Genomic DNA, 22,833 nt, shown 5'->3' with positions numbered 1-22,833 from the left:
AACTAAAGCTTCAAACTTTCTCCCCCTCTCCCTCTCCCCCCCTCCCCTCTCTGCCTCAACGAGAAAATTAAAAGCATCACAGCTTATGAATTCTCCATTTCCAGGGATGAATCCTTATCTGGAAAATCCCGTATTTTGGTCAGAAGTACATCATCGGTTAATCGCAATCATAGCCGACGAAATTGAGCCAAACATACCTTCTCAATATCGAGTTGCGATTGAGCAGCGTACTTATTTAAGTGATGAAGAGCATTCTATCTTGGTAGGTATTCCTGATGTGACTATTTTTTCTCAACAATCAAATCAGAAAGAGCATTCATCAACAGTACAAGCTACACAAGTTTCTACCACAGATGGGGTAACGGTGACAATACCCATACCAGAAAATGTCACAGAAAGTTACTTAGAAATTCGAGAGATAGACACGGGATTTGTTGTGACAACAATTGAAATTCTCTCACCTAAAAACAAACAAGCAGGTGAAGGAAGAAAAGTTTATGAACGAAAGCGAAAACAAGTTTTAGCCAGTCTGACGCATTTAGTAGAAATTGATTTACTCAGAAGTGGTCGGCAAATGTCTTTACTAGGAGAAGTGCCAGCAACAGATTATCGCATAGTTGTTAGTCAAAGTGAAACTCGCCCTCAAGCTAAATTATACGGCTTTAGCGTTCGCGAAAAAATTCCTACTTTCGTGTTACCTTTGCAGTCAGGAGATAGAAAAGTGATTTTAGATTTGCAACCTTTATTAAATCGAATATATGCGCGTGCCAGATTTTATTTAACTATTGATTACAATCAAGAGCCAATACCACCACTAAAAGCAGAGGATAAAGCATGGGCTGATACACTTTTACAAGGGACTAGGGAATAGGAGAGGGAAAGAGGGGGGGATGGGGAGAGTGGGGGAAAGAATTATTCTCATTGTCTCCTGTCCCCCTTGTCCCCTTGTCCTCCTTGTCCCCTTGTCTCCCTGTCTCCTTGCCCAATTCCCAATTCCCAATTCCCAATTTTATGAGTGACCCAAATTTAATTGAACAATCAGAAAAGCCAAAAAATACAGCGACTCCATTACGCTGTTTAACTGGATCGATAATTTCTGGAGGACTTGCGATCGCATCATACTCTTTATTAAATGCGATCGCTATCAGTTTCGCCACGAACCCCATCCATTCACAAAACCAATTAACCATTAGAATCTCCTCCGCAGTGCGTACCTTAGTTCTAGGTGCAGTCACTTTAGGAACAGGGGTATTTGCGATCGTCGCTCTTGGTTTGTTCGCTTTAGGAATACAATTACTGCTACAGCAGTTGAGACAAAAAAGTTAAACTGCGCCGACATTTTGCGGTATAAATTGATGCTTTTTCCGCCAGCTTTGGGGAGGTATGTCGTTGTGTTGACGGAACTGACGGGAAAAGTGACATGCATTCTGGTAGCCGAGATTTGTAGCAATTTGCTCGATACTTTGGTCACTATTTTGAAGTAAATTACGTGCTTCTGCCATTCTGCGCTTCACAATCCAAGTATTTACGGTGTCACCCGTCTTCTTTGCAACTCGATTAGTTAAGTAAGCGGAGGAATAACCAACTGCTTGAGCGACATCACACAAAGTAATTCCTTCTTGATAATGAGCTTCGATATAATCAAAAACTTCTTTGAGTTGAGGAATTGATGGAAAGCTGAACTCAAGAGGTTCTTCGGTTGAAGTCTTTGGTGTCGGTAACGAAGCTGACATTTGATGAGAATTGATCGCACACCAGTAGCGAAGCTGATTTTGCTTTTCTAATCGGGTGGCGATCGCTCTGAGCAATTGCTCTACTGTACACGGTTTGGTAAGATAGTCATCTGCGCCCAATTCCATGCCTTTACGGACATCTTCTGTGGTGTTGCTGCCAGTCAGAAAAATGAAGGGAATAATCGCTGTTATCGGCTCAATGCGTAGCGCAGCCAGAACCGCATAACCATCCATATCCGGCATCATAATATCACAAATTATCAAGTCCGGTGAATGCTCTTGTGCTTGCTGGATGCCAGTAGCACCGTTATGAGCAGCTATAGTATCAAAACCTTCAGCTTCCAGACTATCTAAGAAGAGATTGCGGGTGATTGCATTATCTTCAATTACGAGAATTTTTTTCGCTGATTGTTGCATCATGATTAAATTACCACAATTTTTAGTAGAAAATAAACACTCTTTCTTGATGCCGAGTACTTAATTAGTGCTGAATTTTCAGTTTGTAATAAAAACTCAAGATTCAGCAATTCTATTGGGCAACACGACAGTAAATTTAGTGCCTGCACCCACATCACTTTCAACAGCAATTCGACCTTTATGTATCTCTACAAGAGTTTTGACAACCGATAAACCCAAACCAGTACCGGGGATACTATCGACATTGCTACCGCGATAAAATGCTTCAAAGATTTGTTGTCGATCTACTACGGGAATTCCAATACCTGCATCTTTGACTTGAAAAATTACTTCTTCATCTTCACAGTGCAACTCAAAAATAACCGTACTTCCATCAGGAGAATACTTAATTGCATTTGAAAGTAAATTCGTTAAGATATGATGCAGCAGTTTCGGATCTAAATAAGCAGTTGAGCAATCACCAGGGCTGATAAAATCAATTGATGTTTGCTTATCAGTTGCTAAGTGCATCTGTGCTGTAATATCACGACAAAACTGTTGTAAGTCAACTGGTCTAGGGTTACATTCTAACTTTGCCGCTTCTGCTTTACCAAACAACAATACCTCATCTAACAGCTGGCTGATTTCAAGAACAGCAGTTTGAATTAAATCAAGATAAGAGCGGCTTTTCTCTTCATTCCATTGGTGAAGATGGCGTTTGAGCAAGTCAGAAGAAAATGAGACAATATTTAGCGGTGTGCGGAATTGATGACACAGCATAGAGACAAAGTGTTCTCTCAGTTCGCTGAGTTTTTTTGCTTGTTCTAAAGCTTGGCGAACTTCTGATTCTGCGCTTTTATAATCGGTGATATCAATCGCGGTGACGAATTCGACTGGCTTACCGGAAAAATCAAGTAATCCATCCATCATTTCCACAGTACAAGCTAGCCAGCGCTGCGAGCCACTTTTGGTGACAATCTGCATTTCTTGGTATTCACACGCACTCGCACCATCTAACTTGTTGACTTGCCTCAGCTTTTTGCTTTTAACTAATTGGTCAAGATTAAAGTTATTCAGCAGTTCTTTTTTAGTGTAGCCTGTGAGTTTTTCAGCCGCCTGATTTACGTAGCAAAACTTTGAGTTTTGAATTAGGAAAACACTAGCATCGGTACTTTCAGCCAAAGTGCGAAATCTCGATTCGTTCAGCTTCAGTGCTGCTTCAGTGCGTTTGAATTCTGTAACGTCCCAAATACTCCACACTCTGCCGATAATTTTACCATCAAGTCGCTGCGGTTCCGAGTAGTGTGCAAAGGTTCTCCCATCTTTCAATTCTAATAAATCATACCTTTCGCTCGCGCATTGAATTTCCATTTCCCACACGCAATCGCGAAATAGCTGTCTATCTTTAACTTGGCTCTCAAAAAAGCCTTTAGCTCGTTTGCATTTTCTGGATATGGTTATCGATTTGGGAAGTTGCCACATCTCCATGAATTTTTGATTGTAGCAAAGAATCTCCCCATCAAAATTTACCGCAAGTATGCCATTAGCGGTAGATTCGAGAGTCGAACGCAGTAAATTAACAGATGTTTTGAGTTCTTCTTCTTTTTGCTGATATTCGGCAGATACTTCTTGATGTAACTCCAAGTTGGCATCTTTAGATTTATCAGCATACTGTTGCATACTGAACTCTACTATCTCCTGACTGCGATCGCTTGCGATCGCACAAGCAATTTGCTTACCTTGATGTTCTATGTAAGTGAGGGTAATCCCCATCAAAAACATCTGCCCTTTCTTTGTGCGGTAACGCGATTTCAAACACAGCGAACCTTGTGATTTTAGCGATCGCCATTGTTGGGACCAAACTTCTGGCAAGAAATCTACATCGACATCCTGCAACTTCATCCTCAGTAATTCCTCACGGGAATACTCACTAATGCGACAGGTCGCATCGTTTACATAGAGAAACTCGGAGTTCTCTTGTACGCAAAAAGCAGCATCTGCAACCTGATTTATCAGCAAGTGAGCCAATTGCAACTCTTGAGGCACTGAAGCCAATTTAGAGTTGGATGGAACTAACTTGTAATCGCCAAGATTCATAGCCCTACTAAGCCTTTTCAATCCGTCTGCACCAATGTCATAAATGGGCTTGCAATCATGAATTACTGATAAATTTATACTTCGGTCTTAAAGGTATTAATTTCTTTAATCCCACTTCTTAAATTATCAGATAATTCATTTTCTTAATACAACTTTACTTAATCTTTATAAAACCAAATTTACACCTAGAATACAACAAATAAAAACGACGATAAACGGCTGCTTAAGATAATAGAAAGAGAAAATAAAACAATTTCTATTATTAACACTGACCGTTATCTTTTTTGCTTCAAAATGCCAAGAAAATCGTGAATTTCCCTAAGAACTGATGCAAATTCTGACTCAGGAATTTAATTTATCTTAATTTCCTCCTTTATAAACTTTACTACAATACCATATGTTTGCCACCCGTCATAAGAAATACATTCTTAAGTAAGCAATATACATAATTTTAATCATCGACCAAAAGGTAGATACTGTATTAAATAGTGATGTGTTCAACAATACAAACATCTGAGGTAAAAGCTATTTGCCAGAAACAGAGCTACAAAGAACAAATGATTTTTTGTTCACTTCGCCTCCAAAAAAAATGTATTTTTTAATACTTATATTTTAGTTATTCAAGGGGATTGCCATCTCATTCAACTATCGCAAGGAATAGATTTGTAAGCTATGCAAAATGAGCATTGCAGGTATTGCTAAACAGCAAAAGAATTGACAAGGCGATCAAAAGATTATTCATTGTAAATACTTCTAAATCTCCCGTAGGCTTGTTTCCAGAAGCACAGCAGAAAGGTTTAGTACTAACTATCTATATACTTTTGCGATATTTAAGTGTTCCTACTGTCAACCAAGCCAGGTCAAAAGTTACAAGAAAAACTCAGTTTTTCGTTTTCTACATTACCGAAAAAATGAGCATCAGGGCAGGTTGAGTAAGCTACAGAGATTCTTATGCCAGCAATTTTCGTTTTAATTACGTAAAAGCAATGACTCAAAAGTATACCGCATCTACAACACAAATCACCGCAGAACCGTACAAGCAAAACGGTTATCTAGAATCAGGCAAAAACTCCAAATCGCTGACAGTTGCGGATGCGATCGCCGAAATGTTAGAGAACTTGGGAGTAGGCTTTGCCTTTGGTGTCGCCGGGGGAGCGATGGCAAGTCTTTGGGGTGCGCTATCAAATAGTACCATGCAGGTGCTTAACTTTCGCCATGAATCCGGAGCCGCCTTTGCCGCTGCCGAAGCTTACTTTGCTTCTGGTAGTCCGAGCGTAGTTTTCACCACCGCAGGACCGGGAATCACCAATGCCCTGACAGGCTTATTTGCGGCTCGTGGAGAAGGTGCAAAAGTGATTTTGTTATCAGCTTGCACCTCAGCAGCGCATCGCGGACGCTGGGCAATTCAGGAAACTAGCAGCACTACATTGCCCACCGGCGGCATATTCACCTCAGGAGCGCTGTTCAACTATGCTGTCACCATAGAATCTGCCGCTCAACTGCCGCAGGTTTTTCGGAGAATTGCTCTTGGGTTAGCGCAACCGGGCGGATTTGTCGCGCATTTGAGCATTCCCACAGGTGTACAGACAAGCACAGTTGATGAAACAACCCTGCCTGATTTAGGAGGTGTTTGTTCGTTAGTAGCGCCATCAGAAGAAGCGATCGCCAAATCTGTTGAGTTACTATCCGAAGGACCCTTTGCCATCTGGGTTGGATTCGGTGCGCGGAATGCAGCCGAAGAAATTCTCCAGCTTGCAGAAAGAACAGGTGCAGCAGTTATGTGTTCACCTCGCGGTAAAGGTATCTTTCCCGAAGATCATCCGCAGTTTGTCGGAGTCACGGGTTTAGGTGGTCATGGGTCTGTCATGACATACATGCAATCTTCCACTCCATTACGCACTTTAGTGTTAGGAACACGCTTAGGTGAACCGACCTGCTTTTGGAGTCCGGCAATGGTTCCCCCAGGTGGCTTCGTGCATGTAGACATCGATCCAGAAGTGCCAGGAGTCGCTTACGCATCTACCAAAACCTACCCCGTGCAGGCTGACATCAAAACTTTTGTCCAAGCACTGCTGAAGCACATGCCAGAGAATACGGCAGAGGAAATATCCTTACCCAACCCCGAACAAGAATTAATTGAAGCGGGCGCCCCAGATATTCCAGTGCGACCAGAAGTATTGATGGCAGCCATTCAAAAAGTCATCGTCGAAGGTAGCGATGCCGTAGTCATGGCAGAGTGCGGTAACTCCTTTACCTGGTCTACTCATTTACTGAGATTTTCCGAAACAAATCGCTACCGAGTCAGCACCGGAGTTGGGGCAATGGGTCACGCCGTCACCGGAGTTGTTGGAGCAGCGCAAGCCCGGAATGGTAAAGCTGTCGCGATTGTTGGCGATGGGGCAATGTTGATGAATAGCGAAATCAGCACCGCCGTGAAATACCAAATTCCCGCAATATGGATTGTGCTTAACGATGCACGTTATAATATGTGCCATCAAGGAATGAAATTGTTGGGACTCACAGGAGCAGATGCATCAATTCCCCTCACAGACTTTGCGATGATTGCTAAAGGAATGGGAGCAGAAGGAATCAGAGTTTTGAAAGAATCTGATGTAGAAGCAGCATTAGAACAAGCGATCGCCTCAGAAGTTCCCATCGTTATCGACGTCATCATTGACCCCAATCGAGCCGCACCATCCAAAGGTCGCAATCAAAGTTTAGCCGCACAAGGAGTCAAAGCAACTCCCGCCAAAAATTCCGGAATGCTTTCATTTCCAAATATCTAATGGGGCATGGGGCATGGGGCATGGGGCATCGGGCATGGGGCATGGAAATACGTGTAGCTTCTTTTTATTCCTATTGCCCATTGCCCATTGCCCAATGCCCAATTCCCAATGCCCAATGCCCAATGCCCAATTACCAATTACCAAAAGTGGAGTGTAGGGTGAACCTTTTTGACACAGTACAAGAAATGGGTCACGAGCAAGTATTATTTTGTCATGGCAAAGACCCAGATATCAAAGCCATAATTGCCATTCATGACACTAGCTTAGGACCCGCAATGGGGGCAACGCGAATGTTGCCTTATCTCAACGAAGAAGCAGCTTTAAAAGATGCCCTTCGTTTAAGTCGTGGCATGACTTACAAAGCAGCTTGTGCCAACATTCCCGTTGGTGGAGGCAAAGCAGTTATTATTGCCGATCCCGCACATAAAACCGAAGAATTATTTAGAGCTTACGGACGTTTTGTAGACAGACTGCAAGGACGTTTTATCACCGGGCAAGACGTGAATCTTACCCCAGAAAATGTCAGAACAATTAGTAAAGAAACTAATTATGTAGTTGGGGTAGAAGAAAAATCTGGCGGACCTGCTCCCATCACAGCTCAAGGTGTATTTTTAGGCATCAAAGCTGCGGTTAAATTTCGCTTGCAAAGCGAAAATTTAGAAGGGCTGAAAGTCGCGGTTCAAGGTTTGGGCAACGTCGGCAGAAATGTTTGCCAACTTTTGCACGAAAGCGGTGCAGAGCTTTTTGTCACTGATATAAGTCAAGAAAAAGCAGAAGAAGTAAAACGTACTTTTGGTGCAACTGTTGTCGCACCAGACGAAATTTACTCTCTAGATGTCGATGTATTTTCTCCTTGTGCATTAGGTGGAATTCTCAACAGCCAGACCATTCATAGTTTGTCAGCCGCGATTATTGCCGGTGCTGCCAATAATCAGCTAGCTCAAGAAAAAATCCACGGTCAGATGATTACAGAGAAAGGGATTCTTTATTGTCCGGATTATGTAATCAATGCCGGAGGACTTATCAACGTTTACAACGAAATGATCGGCTACAACGAAGAAAAAGCCTTTCAGCAATTGCATAATATCTACGACACACTACTTGAGATTTTCGCACGAGCAAAACAGCAAGAAATCACCACCAATGAAGCTGCCAAGCAGTTGGCAGAAGACCGGATTATGAACGCCAGAAAAATTAAGAACAAGGAAATGATTGTTAGTTGTTAGTTGAGAGTTGATAGTTGTTAGTTGATAGTCGATAGTTGTGAGTTGTTAGTTGATAGTTGTGGGTTGATAGTTGGAGTATTTAACCACCAACTACTAACCACCAACCACTAACCACCAACCACTAACAACCAACCACCAACCACTAACTACTAACCACTAACCAATTAAAGGAGTGCCCAGTGGAAAAAAATACCTTTGCTACGTCTGCTTATATTGCAAATTCACTAGAGAATACTTACGAGTACCTTTGCAGTCTAAAAAACTTAGACGAGTGGACACTTTATAGCCGGATGGCAGAGCAAATGGACGAAGATACCTGGCGCGGAAGTGCCTCAGGTTATCATAGAGACCTCTACTATCACGTTAAAAAATTACAGCATTCGCAGCTTCAAGGTATTGAGTGGCATTGCGGACTTGAGTATCAGAAATATTTTCAAGTTTATCCGGTTCTGCTTTTCCCTAGCGATTACATTGAGCCAGGAACAGATGAAAATGGTGTGTATTTTCATTGGTTAAGTTTTGTCGATCCAAAGCGACAAACTCAGATGATTATGCAGGGAATTCATACCGTACATACTTCTGAATGTCGTTCGCTCAAAGCTAACTTGGAACGCAAAGCAGGTCTGACATCAGCCGAAAAAGGGCGTTACTTTATTGATACTGACACCATCTATGTTGATGCTCCCATAGAAGTAGGAGTTGCGTATTTGTCAGATTTGAGAAATATGAATGACTGGGCACATTTAGTGCGACCAGATGGTGAAACTTCTGCTTTATCGGGTGAGTATCGCGATGAATATGGTCACAAAGTAAAAGTTTCGCTGCGGGTAGAACCTGTTAGCAAATGGTACTTGGTAGAGCATGAATTCTTTTATCCTGAGCAAGGATTTTATCAGCGCTGTCCCAGCATGTTGATACCGGCTTCTTATGCTTTCGGCGATCCAGAAGCTCCTGGTTTCATCTTGCACCGAATCACATTTTGGAAACATGGTGAACAACTACCATTAGGCAAACTTCAAATTGAAGACTTTGGTGCTGAGAACATGAACATCAAACGTTTGACAGAAGCCAAAGCCGGCAATCTGCAATCGTTTGACCGTGGTCAGAGCTACGCACCGCTGGCTAAATAAACCTCCTCGCGTACAGACGTTCCAATGGAACGTCTCTACCGCGCTTTTTGTACAGACGTGGGAGTGTGGAACGTCTCTACCTAATTCTTAATTTTTAAAATGAAACTGAAGGAACATACTATTACATCGTTTACAGTAATTGCTGAGGGTCTTAATAATCCTAAAGGTCTGAGCTTTAGTCCCGACGGTAGTCTTTATATTGCAGAAGCCGGAATTGGGGGAGATGGAAAGAGCATTCCATCACCCAGCGGTCAAGGTGATTTATGTTATGGCACGAGTGGTGCGATCGCCAAAATTGAAAATGGCATTGTTAAACGTGTACTAACAAATTTACCTTCTGTCGCATTTGCCGATGGCACTGGAGCAGCCGGTCCTCACGATATAAAGTTTGATGCTCAAGGCAAGGCTTATGTTCTGATTGGCTATGCTGCTAATCCAGCTTTACGCGATCGCGCATTAGGCAACACTGACTTAGGTAAAATTATTACTGCCAATTTAAGTACAAATACTTGGGATAGTACTGCCGACCTAGCCAATTATGAACTTACTAACAACTCTACATCAAGGGAATGTGAAGTTGTCAGTAACCCCTTGTCTTTTTACATAGACGGAGATACTATTGTATTAGTTGATGCAGGCGCTAACAGTGTCCTCAGTGGAAATATTGACGGCAGCGATCTGAAGGTAATTGCTGCAATTCCCAACCAGATATTAACTAATCCAATCTTCCCCGGTTCTAACTCGCAAAATTTTGACCGGGGACACGTACCACCAGCTAGTGCTTATCGTCAGGCACCACCATCACAGATTGCAATTCAATCAGTACCCACAGATATTGTTAAAGGTTCTGACGGTGCTTATTACGTTAGCGAATTTACTGGTTTTCCCTTTCCAGAAGGTCAAGCAAAAATATACAGAATTGATGCTGACGGACTAACAGTCTACGCAGATGGCTTTACCCAACTGATTGACTTAGCTTTTGATACTGAAGGCAACTTGTATGCATTGCAGCATATGAATGCTTCAGGTTGGAAAGGAAAACCAGAAGGATCTCTGATCAAAATAGCTTCTGATGGTACTCGCACGACTTTAGTCAGTGGTAATGGATTAGAGTCACCCGCAGCCTTCACCATTGGTCCAGATAACGCCTTTTATGTCATCAACCGAGGCGGTCGTCCAGGACAAGGACAAGTAATCAGAATTGAGAATACATCCGTGCCTGAACCCGCTTCTGCTTTAGGCAAGGGCAAAGCGTTGGTGGATATGACCAACAGCACTCAAAAGTTTCAAGCCAAAGCGATCGCCTCTCCATAAAGAGGGGCTGTATCAGGGAATGCTTGATTTGTGCTTCCCAGTTATTGGGAATCGTTGTCTTTATAACTATTAAACCTTCCGCAACTAACAACTCTCACTTTTGTTTATGAAACTCAAGTCATTTGCCCTTACACTTTTAACCGCTAGTATTGCCACTGTCGCTGTAAACCAAGCAGCACAAGCTGCATCGCTGTCGGTAGTCGCCGACTATCTTGATAACCCCCGGAATATGGACTTCGATAAGGACGGCAATATTTATCTGACACTGAGCGGTAAAGGCGGCGACGGAAACGACGGAAGATGTATTGCATCACCTAGCGCCCAATATATTCCTTTATGTGCTGGTCCGAATGGTGGCGTTATCAAAATTGCTAAGGACGGCACAAAAACAGATATATTTTCAAATCTTACGTCCATAGCATTAGTGCCCTCTGGGGAACAAGCTGCTGGTCCTGCGGACTTCAAATTTGATGACAAAGGCAACGCTTATCTTTTGACCGGTCTTGCTGGCGATCCAAGCAAACGCGATACCGTGTTAAAATCCCCCGATTTAGGAAAACTATATAAAGTTGACTTAAACAGCGGTTCGCTGACAAGTCTTGCCGATTTTGCGGCTTATGAAACCGCAAACAATGCCGATGGCACTGATTACATTTCTAACCCCTATGCCTTCACAATTAAGGGTGATACTGCTTACGTCGTTGATGGCGGTGGAAATACTGTATATTCAGTGGGACTCGATGGCAGCGGTATTAAGAACGTAGCTGGGTTTCCTCTCAAACAAATAGACCCAAGTAAACTCGAAACCCCAACTCTTCCTGAAGGGGTAGTAGACCCAACAGGAGGCGCACCACTACCCCCAGGTTATACACAAGCTCCCAATGGTCTGCCAGTATCAAACCAAGCAATACCCACAGGTATCACAGTTGCTCCAGATGGCAGTTTAACAGTCAGCGAATATACCTACTTCCCTTATCCAGAAAAAGAAGCACGTATCCATTCAGTTAACCCTGATGATTTGTCAATTAAAACCATCTATGATGGCTTTACGCAGTTGACAGGTGTAGCATACGACCCTGAAGGCAATTTGTATGCCTTGCAACACATCAATCAGTCAGAATGGAAGGCAATTCAACAGGGTGGTGAGATCACCGGTGATATTAGCGGTTCTATCATCAAAATTGCCAAAGATGGTACTCGCGAAACTATCTGGGATGGTGAAGGATTAGAAGCAGCTTCAGGATTATTTTACAATGATGGCGCTTTATATACCTCAAACCGTGCCAGGCTCGTAGCAGGGGAACGTGGAGGACAACTGATCAAGATTGATCTAAAAGCTACCAAGAAAGTACCCGAACCCAGTGCTGGTGCAGGTCTATTAGCGATCGCTACTTTAAGTGCAACCGCTGCAATCGGCAAACGTAAACGCCAACAAAAAGTGGGCGAAGAGTTGCTAGCTAAAGTAGAAACTCTCTAATTCCTCGTTTATGGGAGCGAATGCTCAAAAAATAAGCTGCTGTGTTCAAGACAGCAGCTCGAATCCAATGTTCTCAGGCTAAACCTGGGAACTAAAACCCTGGAAAGAGTATACCTCAAACAACAGAAAATTCACTATGGGATTAGTCAAAAATTTATCATTCGCTTTAGTCGGTGCGGGATTTGCCGTTGTAGCAACAGCTACTCAAGCTTTCTCTGTAACATTAAGCTACGAACGCTCTATTGGTAGTCCTGGCTTCGGCGGTAATGGGGAGCTGTTTGTTCCCCAAGGCATAGCGGTGGATAAGCAAGGGAATACCTACATAGCTAACGGTCGCGGTGTTAACCCGGATGGTACTCCTAACTACAACCTCGGTAACAAAATTGAAAAATTTAGTCCTAATGGTCAGTATATTGGAGCAATTGGCTCCGGCGGCACAGGACCCGGACAGTTTGACGAGCCAACAACTGTAGACTTTAATCCAGTAACAGGGGATCTGTATGCAGGTGATGTTTACAACAACCGCATCAATCAATTCGATTCTCAGGGTAACTTTATTAGATCGTTTGCAAATGGACAATTTACCGGTCTCATAGAGGGTAGATTGTTCTTTGGACCATCTGGTGTGACATTTGACAAAGCTGGCAACGTGTACGTTGGTGATTTTAACGGTGAAAGGATTCTTAAATTCACACCAGACGGACAGCAAATTGGTGTCATTGGTGGAACGGCTGGCACTGCACTTGGAGAAACTCAAGGTGTAGCAGGTGTAAGAATTTCCTCAGTCAGTGGAAATATCTTTCTAGCTGACCAGTATAACAACCGCGTTCAAGTACTCGATCCAAATGGTAAACCTCTGTACGCATTTGGTTCAGCAGGTAGCGGACCTGGACAGCTTCTTCAGCCAATTGGCATCGAAGTGGACGATCAAGAGAATGTCTATGTAGCTGATTCTATCAACAGCCGCGTTCAGGTATTCGATAAAAACGGTAAGTTCCTCACATCGTATGGCTCACCTGCCCTCGATGCATCTGGCAACCCTGTACCGCCTCCAGCATTAACTGGTCCTCCTTTTGGCAACCCCCTCGACCTCACACCAGGCAGATTTAACTGGACGGGTGGCACAGCTCTCAAAGATGGCAAGCTGTATGTAGGCGATTTCTTCCAAGGTCGCGTCCAAGTGTTGAAGGTAGAAAACGGAGCCAAAGTGCCTGAACCAAGCACAACATTAGCTCTAGGGTTATTGGGAATAGGAGCTGCTGCTGTCAAATTGAAGAAAGATAAGCGGCAAAGGACAATCATCAGTTTAGAGAAGCAACTGGAAAAGACTACAGTTTAGCCTCGTACCCTCGTTACCAGGCAGAGCGCCTGGTAACGCAGTCAAAGGAGGCTCTGCCTCCCGCTTGAGGCTCTGCCTCAATGATTGCATTCCCTGTCAGAGACAGGGAACGAGGGACGAGGGAACGAACGAGAGAGACGAGAGAGAGAAAAGACAAGTATTTGAAAAAGTGTTATTAATTATGTCTGCTGTAATTAATTTAAACTTAACTAGTGTTACTGATTTATTACATCGCTGGCTTTCAGAGCGGGTAAATACACAAAGTCTTATTTGGCTAGATGAAAAAAGAAAGCAGATAAGCAATGGGGCTAATGTGCGAGTGTTCTTTACTGCTTTTAGCGCTGTGCCTCGTTATACTGGCAAAAATGACCTTGAGTTAACACAAGAAGATTTAAAGGCAGCCTCGGCAATAGTCACAGGTTGGGTTCCTGCTAAGTGGAGTGTGGATCAAGCTGCTCGTACTTTATTGCTGCTGTCTTTGCCTGATGATGATGCAGAGAAATATCTGCACACGTTGGAGCAAGTTTTCACCACTGCGGATGTGGGGGAATTAATTGCACTTTATCAAGCTTTACCGCTTCTACCTTACCCAGAAAAACTTCGTCACCGCGCTGCTGAAGGAGTTCGCAGCAATATGACAGCAGTTTTTAATGCTGTTGCTTTAACAAATCCTTATCCGGCACAGTATTTTGACAATCTGGCTTGGAATCAGATGGTGCTGAAAGCTTTTTTTGTCGGCAGCCCTGTGAGTTTAATTCAGGGGCTTAACCAGCGTGCAAATCCAGAACTAGCAAGAATGTTAATTGATTACGCCAATGAACGTCAAGCTGCTGGGCGATCGGTTTCTCCAGAGATTTGGCAATTGGTGGATTTGGTTAAGGGGTAGTGGGGCATGGGGCATGGGGCATCGGGCATTGGGCATCGGGCATTGGGCATTGGGCAATTGTTTAATGGGCATTGGTAATTGGTGAGCCAGTGCGTTGGGGAACCCGTCCAACGCACTGCCTCCCCAATGCCCAATGCCCAATGCCCAACAACCAACAACCAACAAATAACAAATAACAACTAACAACTAATATGATGTTTATTGATCCTCACATTCACATGACTGCCCGCACAACTTATGATTACCTGATGATGCGGGAATCGGGTATTGTGGCTGTAATTGAGCCGGCTTTTTGGTTGGGACAACCCCGGACTAATGTTGGTTCGTTCCAAGATTACTTTAGCAGCTTGGTGGGATGGGAGCGCTTTCGGGCGGCTCAGTTCGGTATCCGCCATTATTGCACGATTGGTTTGAATTCTAAAGAAGCTAATAATGAAGCTTTGGCAGAGCAAGTGATGGAATTGTTACCTCTGTTTGCTTGCAAAGAGGGTGTAGTTGCTATTGGTGAAATTGGCTACGATGACATGACGCGTGCCGAAGATAAATACTTCCGCCTACAGTTAGAGCTGGCAAAAGAACTTGACATGGTAGTGTTAATTCATACACCGCATCGCAACAAAAAGGCTGGCACCAGTCGTAGCATGGATGTATGTATTGAACATGGGTTAGATGCATCAAAAGTGATTGTCGATCATAACAATGAAGAGACGGTTGAAGAAGTTTTGGATCGGGGCTTTTGGGCAGGTTTCACAATTTACCCGAACACAAAAATGGGCAATGCTCGCATGGTGGAGATTGTACGCCAATATGGAAGCGTTAGCGAAGCGGGACGTGACAACGTTCGTCGCATCATTGTAGACAGCAGCGCTGACTGGGGAATTAGCGATCCGCTAGCTGTACCTAAAACCGCTCAACTGATGATAGACAGAGGAATAAGAGAATCTGATGTCAAAGCAGTCTGTTATGAAAACGCACTCGCAGCTTACAGCCAAAGCGGTCAAATGCAAGACTCAGACTGGCTGTCTCCCTCACCCATCGACCAACGCCAGTTATTTAACGGTAATTCCGTTTTGCGCGGACAACAACCAATTGTTGAATCTACCCGTGAATATGCATTGATTGAGTAACACAAAAGGCGCGGTAGAGACGTGGGAGTGTGGAACGTCTGTACGGGAGGAGCGGAGTTATTTTTCCACCTCCCCCACTCCCCCACTCCCCCACTCCCCCCACCTCCCCCATGAACACCGCTACTTTCAGTCGAAATTCTCTCTGGGCATATCTTCAATTACTGCGCCCTGCTAATATTGTCACTGCTTGGGCAGATGTTTTAGCCGGCTTCGCAGCTTCGGGATACGTTGGCGATTTAACACCATTGGCGTGGTTGCTGCTGGCTACTACGGGTTTGTACGGTGGCGGAATTGTCTTTAATGATGTCTTTGATGCCCAACTAGATGCGGTAGAGCGACCGGAACGACCGATTCCTAGTGGTAGAGCATCAGTTTTAGGCGCAACTATCTTGGGGAGTAGTTTTTTGAGCGTTGGTGTCATCGCAGCTTTGCAAGTTTCTTGGAAGAGTGCAACTGTGGCTGCGATCGTTGCTTCGGCAGCTTTACTTTATGATGCAGTGGGCAAGCATAACGCTGTTTTGGGTCCGATTAACATGGGTGTTTGTCGGGGTGGGAATTTATTGTTAGGTGTGAGTGTGGCACCGGCGATGGTAGGAGAATATTGGTATTTAGCTTTGATTGCGATCGCTTACATCGCCGGTATCACCACCCTCAGTCGAGATGAAGTTAAAGTCAGCAACAGTACTACTAGAGTCACAGCGCTATCACTGATTGTTATAGTCCTAATCGGACTTTTGGCACTAGGGCTATTAAACAATTATGAAGTTTTGACAGCATTACCATTTATCGTTCTTTTTGCGACGCGGGTACTACTGCCTTTTATCAAAGCTGTGCGCCAACCAACCCCAGAACAAATAAGAATTGCAGTCAAAGCTGGGGTGTTGTCACTAATAGTTTTAGATGCTACATTGGCTGCGGGTTTCGCTAGTTGGACTTACGGGTTACTGGTTTTAAGTTTGTTGCCGATTTCAATGGCGCTAGCACGAATCTTTGCAGTAACTTAAACTATATAAGTGGCAATAATAACTAAAAATATATAAAGAAATAGAGCTGGCATTTATACGGTGAATCTAGGAAAATAACTAGATAGCTCTTAGGAGCGATTCTCAAACAAAAAAATAAAAATATACTTTCTCTAATCCCTAGTCCTTAGCCTTTATTTTCAAGACAGATCATGCAGATTCTGATTTACTCCTACAACTATCATCCAGAACCGATTGGGATTGCTCCTTTAATGACTGAACTGGCAGAAGGACTAGTGAAACGAGGTCATTCGGTTCGGGTAATCACAGGTATGCCTAACTATCCTCAGCGCCAGATTTACGATGGTTATCGGGGTAAATGGTATGTGACTGAAGAAAAAAATGGTGTCACTATCCAACGTAGCTATCTGCGAATCAAGTCTAAACCCAACCTTGTAGATCGGCTGCTACTAGAATTAAGCTTTGTCTTCACAAGCATTCCCCAAGCTTTAAACGGGTGGCGACCCGATGTAATTCTTTTGACAGTACCGCCGCTGATGGTGTCCTTGCCGGCAGCTTTGCTAGGTTGTTTGTATGACTGCCCGGTGGTACTGAATGTGCAAGATATTTTACCAGAAGCTGCCATACGTGTTGGGCTGATCAGAAACAAATGGATGATCCGAGCCTTGGAAACACTAGAGAAATTTGCTTACCGGACTGCACATAGCATCAGTGTTATTGCCGACGGATTTGTAGAAAATTTAGTGAAAAAGGGAGTTTCGCCGAGTAAAATTAGGTGCATTCCCAATTGGGTAGATGTAAACTTTATCCGTCCTTTACCAAAGAAAAACAACGCTTGGAAAAAAGCTCATAAACTAGATGATAAATTTGTAGTTCTTTACTCAGGTAACATTGCGCTGACACAAGGTTTAGAGACAGTAGTAGAAGCAGCAGCTCGGTTGCGTCACATACCAAAAATTGTTTTTGCGATCGCTGGCGAATCACAGGCTTTAGAAAGATTGGAGAAATATTGCCAAACTTGTGGCGCAGATAACGTAGTACTGCTACCTTTACAACCGAGAGAACAACTACCCGAAATGTTAGCCGCAGCCGATATCGGTTTGATTGTGCAAAAGAGCAATGTGATTTCCTTCAACATGCCTTCCAAAATACCATTATTGCTAGCAAGCGGTAGGGCAATTATTGGTTCAGTTCCTGCCAGCGGTACCGCAGCCAAAGCAATCCGTAAAAGTGGCGGTGGTATAGTCGTGAAACCAGAGTCACCGGAAGCACTCGCAGCAGCGGTTATGGATTTATATACCAATCCGTTGAAAACAGAAATGCTAGGTAAGACAGGAAGAGAATTTGCAGTAAAGCGCTATTCTTTTGAGCAAGCACTCGATCAGTACGAGCAGTTATTTGTAGATGCGATCGCCAACCCAGCATTAGATTTAGATATTTTGCCAAAATTCACTTCTAGCGAATCACCTATAGATATTTGATATCGCGCAACGCTGTTAAGAATTAGCAAGCATATCAATTCTAAGTAAAAGTTTATTTAATGAAGTTGGAACGGCGACTGCTGGCGCTTGGAACTTCGTAAATTTGGATTATCTATGATTCCAGACAAGCTCAAACAAACCGATCAAAATATAATCGAGTTATTACGCGATCGCCTATCGCTGCAAGCAACATCAGAATTACCTTCACCTGAAGAACAACTTGCTTATATAGCTCCTCAACTTGCCCAAGCTGGCATTCCCGAATGTGTTTGGGCAAGTATAATCAACAGTCATGCTATTACCACTCAATCATCCAAAGTCAACAATGTCAAGCCAATGCAAATTACCATCATTGGTGGACTTGGCAGAATGGGAAGATTTTTTACACAGCAACTTCTAGCGGCTGGACACAACGTAAGCATTCTAGAAAATGATGATTGGCAATATGCAGATCAACTCTTAAATCAAGTAGACTTAGTATTAATCAGCGTTCCGATTGAGCGAACCGTAGATGTTATCAAACGTGCCGCAAAATACCTAACACCAACAACAGCAATATGTGACATCACCAGCATCAAAACTCAGCCAGTAGCAGCAATGCTCGCACACCATCCAGGACCAGTAATCGGATTGCATCCTATGTTTGGTCCCAACATCAAATCATTCAACCAGCAAAAAGTCGTAGTGTGTCCAGGTCGAGAAAATCATTACTTTCAATGGTTTTTAGACTTCATTAAAAGCCAAGGTGGAGAACTAATTGTTTGCACACCAGAAGAACATGACCAAATGATGGTCATTATTCAAGCCACGCAACACTTCTCTAGATTTAGCCTTGGCGTTTTCTTAGCACAAGCAAGAGTAGACATAGAACGTAGTTTATCAATGTCTAGTCCCAGCTATCGACAAGAGATTGATATCGTTAAACGTCTATTTGCTCAAAATCCAAATTTGTGCATAGACATCATGCTTGCCACAGAAGAAAGATGTCAAGAAATTCGCTTTTTAGCAGAAACTTACAGCCGTTTAGCAACCCTAGTAGAAAAGCGAGATAGAGCCGGATTAATCCAAGAATTTGAAACCGCTCAAACATTTTTCACAGAGGAAAAAACTCATTTAAAGCGAGCATCACAATTTGGCAAAAATATCCCACAGGCTGTAAGCCTGGGGCTATACGAACAAAGCCTGCCTACGCAGGCTACAAAAATCTAAGCCTGCGCTCGTCTGGCTTTGTCTGTGTAGCCGCACCTTTCTAAGGTGTCGGTGCTTTGAATGGAATACACCCCATTTAAAAGCCTTACCCACAATCCTCAATCAGCGCCAAAAAAAAGATTTATCAGCACAAATAAACGTACAACAATTGTAAGTTTTTTCTCACGCAGAGGCGCAAAGGCGCAAAGAAAGACGTTAAAATCAAGACTTGTGCAAGAACTCATCATAACTCTCTTTTTCTCCTTTCTTTGCGCCCTTCGCGCCTTCGCGGTTCGTTTTCAATTAATCATTCCCCCACCTCAGCATTCAAATAACAAAAACCATGCTGATCGACATCTTTCACGATACCGTTTGTCCCTGGTGCAGAATCGGCAAAAAACATCTTTTCGATGCACTTGACCAAATCCAACAACCAGCCAGTATTCGCTGGCATCCCTTCCTACTTGATAACACCATTCCTGCAAGCGGTTACGAATTTCGCAGCTTTATGCGAACTAGAAAAAACATTGGAGAAACAGAACTCCAGCAGATGTTTGACTATACGCAAAAAGCAGGTAAAGCCGCTGGAGTCAAGCTAGATTTTAACAAAATTTCTCTAGCAGTCAACACAACACTTTCCCACCAACTAATTGCCATAGCACCAGAAAACATTAAAAACGATATCGTAGAAGCAATTTACAAAGCTTACTTTGAAGACAATTTAAACCTCGGAGACATCGAAGTTATTATTGCTATAGGTACGGCACACCAACTAAATCCTAGAGAATTACGAAGACAATTAACTGATGATGCCGCAGTCGATAAAATTCTGGCTGAATCAATATTTGCTCGGTTAAATAACATTACTAGCGTGCCGTTTTTTATTATCAACAACCGAGTCAAAATTGACGGTTATCACTCAGTAGAAGTATTTCTTCAAGCTTTAAATCGCGCAACACTTTTAGAAACATCATCAAAAATATGGTAGCTAATATCCCACAAAAAACTACATTAAATTTGCAACCGATTCAGCAACATGTTTCGGTTAGCTTCGACTATAAAGTTTACTTTACCAATGAAGTTTTTAAGTTGAAAAATCACATGCTGGCGCAATTAATTGCCGGCGATGGTGAGCAAAAACCAAAGAAAATAGTCGTAGTCGTAGATGCTGGTTTATTAGAGCTTCGGCGTAGCTTGCTCAGGCAAATAGCACTATATACCAAGTACCATGCCGATATCTTAACCCTCGCTGGCGACCCGATAAAAGTTCCCGGTGGAGAAGCAGCTAAAAACAATCCCAACTTAGTCAAGCAAATTCACAAAGTAATTGATTCATCAGGTATATGTCGTCACTCCTACCTGATAGCAATTGGCGGTGGTGCGGTGTTAGACTTGGCTGGATTTGCCGCCGCAACTGCTCATCGGGGAGTTCGTCTTATCCGTATTCCTACGACAGTGTTGGGGCAAAATGATTCTGGTGTCGGGGTGAAAAACGGAATTAATGCCTTTGGGAAAAAGAACTTTCTCGGCACATTCGCCCCGCCTTACGCAGTAGTCAATGATTTATCATTCTTGAGTACATTAAGCGATCGCGATTGGCGTTCTGGTATTGCCGAAGCCGTGAAAGTCGCCCTAATTAAGGATGCTGACTTCTTTGAATTCATCCGCACTAATAGCAAAGCACTGCGCCGCCGAGACATGGACGCGATGCAACAGTTGATTTACCGATGCGCTCAGTTACATTTAGAACATATTGCTACCAGCGGCGATCCCTTTGAAATGGGTTCATCTCGTCCGTTAGATTTCGGACATTGGGCAGCGCACAAACTAGAACAACTGACAAATTATAACTTGCGTCATGGAGAAGCGGTGGCGATCGGTATTGCTTTAGATACAACTTATTCCTATTTGTTAGGAAAGATTTCCCGCTTAGAATGGCAGTGCATTTTAAATACACTGGTTACATTAGGCTTTGTCTTGTACGTTCCCGAACTAACAGAAAAACTCTCACAACCAGAACATTCGCGCAGTTTATTTCGCGGGTTGCAAGAGTTTCGCGAACACTTGGGTGGAGAATTAACCTTAACGTTGCTGCAACGAATTGGTCAAGGAATTGAAGTTCATCAAGCTGATTTATCTTTGTACAAACAAGCTATTTCCCTATTGCAAGAGTTTGTAGAAGATAGACAGAGAAAAAGCGTTTCCTCATTCCTCACATCTGTATCTGAAAGTTTAACTTAACCCGTAGTAACGACTTCAGTCGTTTCCGGAAGCGTTAAAACGCTCACACAACATGAAAATACAAAACAACATTCACTTAACGTATTGCACTAACATTCACCCAGGTGAAGAATGGACTAAAGTATTTAGTAACTTACAGCAATACGTTTTAGAACTCAAAGCAAAAATAGCACCAAGAAAACCGTTTGGTATTGGCTTGCGTTTAGCAGCAATAGCAGCCAAAGAACTATTACAAGGAAACACCTTAAAAGAATTTAAATCATGGTTAGCCGAACATGATTTATACGTGTTTACTTTAAATGGATTTCCTTATGGTGGATTTCATCAGCAAGTAGTAAAAGACCAAGTTTATGCACCAGATTGGTCAAAACAAGAACGGTTAGATTACACATTACAACTAACCAATATTCTCGCAGAATTGTTACCTGCCGAAATGGAAGGTAGCATTTCTACACTACCGTTATCTTACAAACCTTGGTTTAAAGGAAATCAAATTTCTCAAACATCCGTCATCAACAGCGCTAGTTTGCACATAGCACAAGTTGTAGCGGAAATGGTACGCATCCGCGCTGATACTGGAAAGCTGCTGCACTTAAATTTAGAACCAGAACCAGATGGATTAATTGAAAATGCTGCCGAGGTAATTGATTATTTCCAAACGCATTTATTACCTCTTGGTGGTGCTTATTTAGCACAACAATTGGAGATGCCCCAAGAAACAGCCGAAGCGCTTTTATTAGAACATGTGCGTGTATGTTACGATACCTGTCATTTTGCGATCGCCTTTGAAAATCCAGTTTCCGTCTTCAAGCAATTTCAAGCTGTAGGAATTCAAATTGGCAAAATTCAGATTAGTGCAGCCTTACAGGTAGATGTGCCAGAAGATGCCGAACAACGCCGCCAAGTGAAACAAAGGTTGCTTCCTTTCGCAGAATCTACGTATTTACACCAAGTAGTTACTAGCGACTCCAATCAATATTCCGACTTGGAAAACGCCTTACCAGATTTAGAAAATACCACCGCATCTCAATGGCGAATTCACTTTCATGTGCCAATTTTTATTCACGATTATAAACTTTTGCAATCTACGCAAGACGACATTACCACTGTCTTGGAACTGCTGCAAAATAATCAGGTTTGCAATCATCTAGAAATTGAAACTTATACTTGGGATGTATTACCTGGTGAAATGAAGCTAGATTTATCAGCGTCGATTCAGCGTGAGTATGAGTGGGTTTTAAATAAGATGTTGCAGCCTTCTCAACTAGCGTCCAAATAAGTTTATAGCGATTCCCACTCAGGTGAGGTACAAAATTATATGGCGGGTTGTAGGGGCACGGCAGTGCCGTGCCCCTCCGGGTGTACCTCATTAAACCGAGAAACGCTATAAAATTTCAACAGATATCTTTGATTACTCCCTTCCCGTTTG

The 22,833-nt window shown here is 43.0% G+C and carries 20 protein-coding genes; 16 read left to right on the top strand and 4 right to left on the bottom strand.

The window, feature by feature from the left end; translation table 11 throughout:
* The first annotated feature begins 85 nt into the window (after positions 1–85).
* On the top strand, positions 86–871 hold the full coding sequence (locus tag AABK37_RS14820) for a DUF4058 family protein (RefSeq protein WP_432552325.1): 786 nt from the start codon (positions 86–88) through the stop codon (positions 869–871).
* On the opposite strand, the gene AABK37_RS14815 is transcribed toward AABK37_RS14820, so the two are convergent.
* Positions 861–1,190 carry a hypothetical protein gene (locus AABK37_RS14815; RefSeq protein WP_432552358.1) on the bottom strand — a complete coding sequence of 110 codons (330 nt, stop codon included), beginning with the start codon at positions 1,188–1,190 and terminating at the stop codon, positions 861–863. The genes AABK37_RS14820 and AABK37_RS14815 overlap by 11 nt on opposite strands.
* Between AABK37_RS14815 and AABK37_RS14810 the strand changes: the two genes are divergently transcribed.
* Positions 1,090–1,326 carry a DUF3082 domain-containing protein gene (locus AABK37_RS14810; protein WP_432552355.1) on the top strand — a complete coding sequence of 79 codons (237 nt, stop codon included), beginning with the start codon at positions 1,090–1,092 and terminating at the stop codon, positions 1,324–1,326. The genes AABK37_RS14815 and AABK37_RS14810 overlap by 101 nt on opposite strands.
* Here AABK37_RS14810 and AABK37_RS14805 read toward each other — a convergent pair.
* Together AABK37_RS14805 and AABK37_RS14800 are read right to left on the bottom strand one after the other, a co-directional pair.
* Positions 1,323–2,153, bottom strand: coding sequence for a response regulator transcription factor (locus tag AABK37_RS14805; RefSeq protein ID WP_432552324.1), 831 nt, complete (start codon positions 2,151–2,153; stop codon positions 1,323–1,325). The genes AABK37_RS14810 and AABK37_RS14805 overlap by 4 nt on opposite strands.
* A 93-nt stretch (positions 2,154–2,246) precedes the next feature.
* Positions 2,247–4,226 carry a scytonemin biosynthesis sensor histidine kinase gene (locus tag AABK37_RS14800; RefSeq protein WP_432552323.1) on the bottom strand — a complete coding sequence of 660 codons (1,980 nt, stop codon included), beginning with the start codon at positions 4,224–4,226 and terminating at the stop codon, positions 2,247–2,249.
* A 986-nt stretch (positions 4,227–5,212) separates the two neighbouring features.
* Between AABK37_RS14800 and scyA the strand changes: the two genes are divergently transcribed.
* The 7 genes from scyA (at position 5,213) to AABK37_RS14765 (ending at position 14,384) form a co-directional block, all read left to right on the top strand.
* Positions 5,213–7,012, top strand: a complete 1,800-nt coding sequence (gene scyA, locus AABK37_RS14795; protein WP_432552322.1) for a scytonemin biosynthesis protein ScyA — start codon at positions 5,213–5,215, stop codon at positions 7,010–7,012.
* A 158-nt stretch (positions 7,013–7,170) separates the two neighbouring features.
* Entirely contained in the window at positions 7,171–8,238 is a 1,068-nt protein-coding gene (scyB, locus tag AABK37_RS14790; RefSeq protein ID WP_432552354.1) for a tryptophan dehydrogenase ScyB, read from the top strand.
* A 179-nt stretch (positions 8,239–8,417) separates the two neighbouring features.
* On the top strand, positions 8,418–9,368 hold the full coding sequence (gene scyC, locus AABK37_RS14785) for a scytonemin biosynthesis cyclase/decarboxylase ScyC (protein ID WP_432552321.1): 951 nt from the start codon (positions 8,418–8,420) through the stop codon (positions 9,366–9,368).
* 99 nt (positions 9,369–9,467) lie between these two features.
* Positions 9,468–10,682: a ScyD/ScyE family protein gene (locus tag AABK37_RS14780; RefSeq protein WP_432552320.1), complete on the top strand. Its 1,215-nt coding sequence runs from the start codon at positions 9,468–9,470 to the stop codon at positions 10,680–10,682.
* Positions 10,683–10,788: 106 nt separating this feature from the next.
* The gene (locus tag AABK37_RS14775) at positions 10,789–12,159 is read left to right on the top strand and encodes a ScyD/ScyE family protein (protein ID WP_432552319.1); all 1,371 of its coding nucleotides are present in this window, start codon (positions 10,789–10,791) and stop codon (positions 12,157–12,159) included.
* A gap of 136 nt (positions 12,160–12,295) precedes the next feature.
* Positions 12,296–13,498: a scytonemin biosynthesis PEP-CTERM protein ScyF gene (gene scyF / locus AABK37_RS14770; protein ID WP_432552318.1), complete on the top strand. Its 1,203-nt coding sequence runs from the start codon at positions 12,296–12,298 to the stop codon at positions 13,496–13,498.
* A gap of 181 nt (positions 13,499–13,679) precedes the next feature.
* Positions 13,680–14,384, top strand: coding sequence for an EboA family metabolite traffic protein (locus tag AABK37_RS14765; protein WP_432552317.1), 705 nt, complete (start codon positions 13,680–13,682; stop codon positions 14,382–14,384).
* Here the strand turns inward: AABK37_RS14765 and AABK37_RS14760 are convergent.
* Positions 14,321–14,518: a hypothetical protein gene (locus AABK37_RS14760; RefSeq protein WP_432552316.1), complete on the bottom strand. Its 198-nt coding sequence runs from the start codon at positions 14,516–14,518 to the stop codon at positions 14,321–14,323. The two genes, AABK37_RS14765 and AABK37_RS14760, sit on opposite strands and share 64 nt — an antisense overlap.
* Before the next feature lie 57 nt (positions 14,519–14,575).
* Here AABK37_RS14760 and AABK37_RS14755 point away from each other — a divergent pair, with 57 nt between their 5' ends.
* The 7 genes from AABK37_RS14755 (at position 14,576) to eboE (ending at position 22,683) form a co-directional block, all read left to right on the top strand.
* Positions 14,576–15,511, top strand: a complete 936-nt coding sequence (locus tag AABK37_RS14755) for a TatD family hydrolase (RefSeq protein WP_432552315.1) — start codon at positions 14,576–14,578, stop codon at positions 15,509–15,511.
* Positions 15,512–15,621: 110 nt separating this feature from the next.
* Positions 15,622–16,515, top strand: coding sequence for a UbiA-like protein EboC (eboC, locus tag AABK37_RS14750; protein ID WP_432552353.1), 894 nt, complete (start codon positions 15,622–15,624; stop codon positions 16,513–16,515).
* Between the two features lie 170 nt (positions 16,516–16,685).
* Complete coding sequence (locus AABK37_RS14745) at positions 16,686–17,975, top strand: glycosyltransferase family 4 protein (protein WP_432552314.1); 1,290 nt, start codon at positions 16,686–16,688, stop codon at positions 17,973–17,975.
* A gap of 114 nt (positions 17,976–18,089) precedes the next feature.
* Positions 18,090–19,184: a bifunctional chorismate mutase/prephenate dehydrogenase gene (tyrA, locus tag AABK37_RS14740; protein ID WP_432552313.1), complete on the top strand. Its 1,095-nt coding sequence runs from the start codon at positions 18,090–18,092 to the stop codon at positions 19,182–19,184.
* Positions 19,185–19,506: 322 nt separating this feature from the next.
* A complete protein-coding gene (locus AABK37_RS14735; RefSeq protein ID WP_432552312.1) occupies positions 19,507–20,151 on the top strand; it encodes a DsbA family oxidoreductase in 645 nt (214 codons plus the stop codon).
* Positions 20,145–21,404 (top strand): 3-dehydroquinate synthase, encoded by a 1,260-nt coding sequence (locus tag AABK37_RS14730; RefSeq protein ID WP_432552311.1) that lies wholly within the window; start codon positions 20,145–20,147, stop codon positions 21,402–21,404. The genes AABK37_RS14735 and AABK37_RS14730 overlap by 7 nt, the downstream gene beginning before the upstream one ends.
* A 52-nt stretch (positions 21,405–21,456) precedes the next feature.
* Complete coding sequence (eboE, locus tag AABK37_RS14725) at positions 21,457–22,683, top strand: metabolite traffic protein EboE (RefSeq protein ID WP_432552310.1); 1,227 nt, start codon at positions 21,457–21,459, stop codon at positions 22,681–22,683.
* Positions 22,684–22,833: the final 150 nt, after the last annotated feature.

The organism is Tolypothrix sp. VBCCA 56010, from assembly GCF_050875635.1.
Classification (GTDB): Bacteria; Cyanobacteriota; Cyanobacteriia; order Cyanobacteriales; family Nostocaceae; genus Hassallia.
The sequence above is the reverse complement of the archived record's forward strand: the minus strand, read 5'-3'. Positions and strand labels throughout refer to the sequence as shown.

Excerpts from the sequence above, each read along its gene's own strand:
- AABK37_RS14775 (WP_432552319.1), top strand. The coding sequence starts at position 10,789 with ATGAAACTCAAGTCATTTGCCCTTACACTTTTAACCGCTAGTATTGCC.
- AABK37_RS14755 (WP_432552315.1), top strand. The coding sequence starts at position 14,576 with ATGATGTTTATTGATCCTCACATTCACATGACTGCCCGCACAACTTAT.
- AABK37_RS14800 (WP_432552323.1), bottom strand. The coding sequence starts at position 4,226 with ATGAATCTTGGCGATTACAAGTTAGTTCCATCCAACTCTAAATTGGCT.
- AABK37_RS14745 (WP_432552314.1), top strand. The coding sequence starts at position 16,686 with ATGCAGATTCTGATTTACTCCTACAACTATCATCCAGAACCGATTGGG.
- AABK37_RS14730 (WP_432552311.1), top strand. The coding sequence starts at position 20,145 with ATGGTAGCTAATATCCCACAAAAAACTACATTAAATTTGCAACCGATT.
- AABK37_RS14735 (WP_432552312.1), top strand. The coding sequence starts at position 19,507 with ATGCTGATCGACATCTTTCACGATACCGTTTGTCCCTGGTGCAGAATC.
- AABK37_RS14765 (WP_432552317.1), top strand. The coding sequence starts at position 13,680 with ATGTCTGCTGTAATTAATTTAAACTTAACTAGTGTTACTGATTTATTA.
- AABK37_RS14815 (WP_432552358.1), bottom strand. The coding sequence starts at position 1,190 with ATGGTTAATTGGTTTTGTGAATGGATGGGGTTCGTGGCGAAACTGATA.
- eboC (WP_432552353.1), top strand. The coding sequence starts at position 15,622 with ATGAACACCGCTACTTTCAGTCGAAATTCTCTCTGGGCATATCTTCAA.
- AABK37_RS14780 (WP_432552320.1), top strand. The coding sequence starts at position 9,468 with ATGAAACTGAAGGAACATACTATTACATCGTTTACAGTAATTGCTGAG.
- scyF (WP_432552318.1), top strand. The coding sequence starts at position 12,296 with ATGGGATTAGTCAAAAATTTATCATTCGCTTTAGTCGGTGCGGGATTT.
- AABK37_RS14805 (WP_432552324.1), bottom strand. The coding sequence starts at position 2,153 with ATGATGCAACAATCAGCGAAAAAAATTCTCGTAATTGAAGATAATGCA.
- eboE (WP_432552310.1), top strand. The coding sequence starts at position 21,457 with ATGAAAATACAAAACAACATTCACTTAACGTATTGCACTAACATTCAC.
- scyA (WP_432552322.1), top strand. The coding sequence starts at position 5,213 with ATGACTCAAAAGTATACCGCATCTACAACACAAATCACCGCAGAACCG.
- tyrA (WP_432552313.1), top strand. The coding sequence starts at position 18,090 with ATGATTCCAGACAAGCTCAAACAAACCGATCAAAATATAATCGAGTTA.
- AABK37_RS14820 (WP_432552325.1), top strand. The coding sequence starts at position 86 with ATGAATTCTCCATTTCCAGGGATGAATCCTTATCTGGAAAATCCCGTA.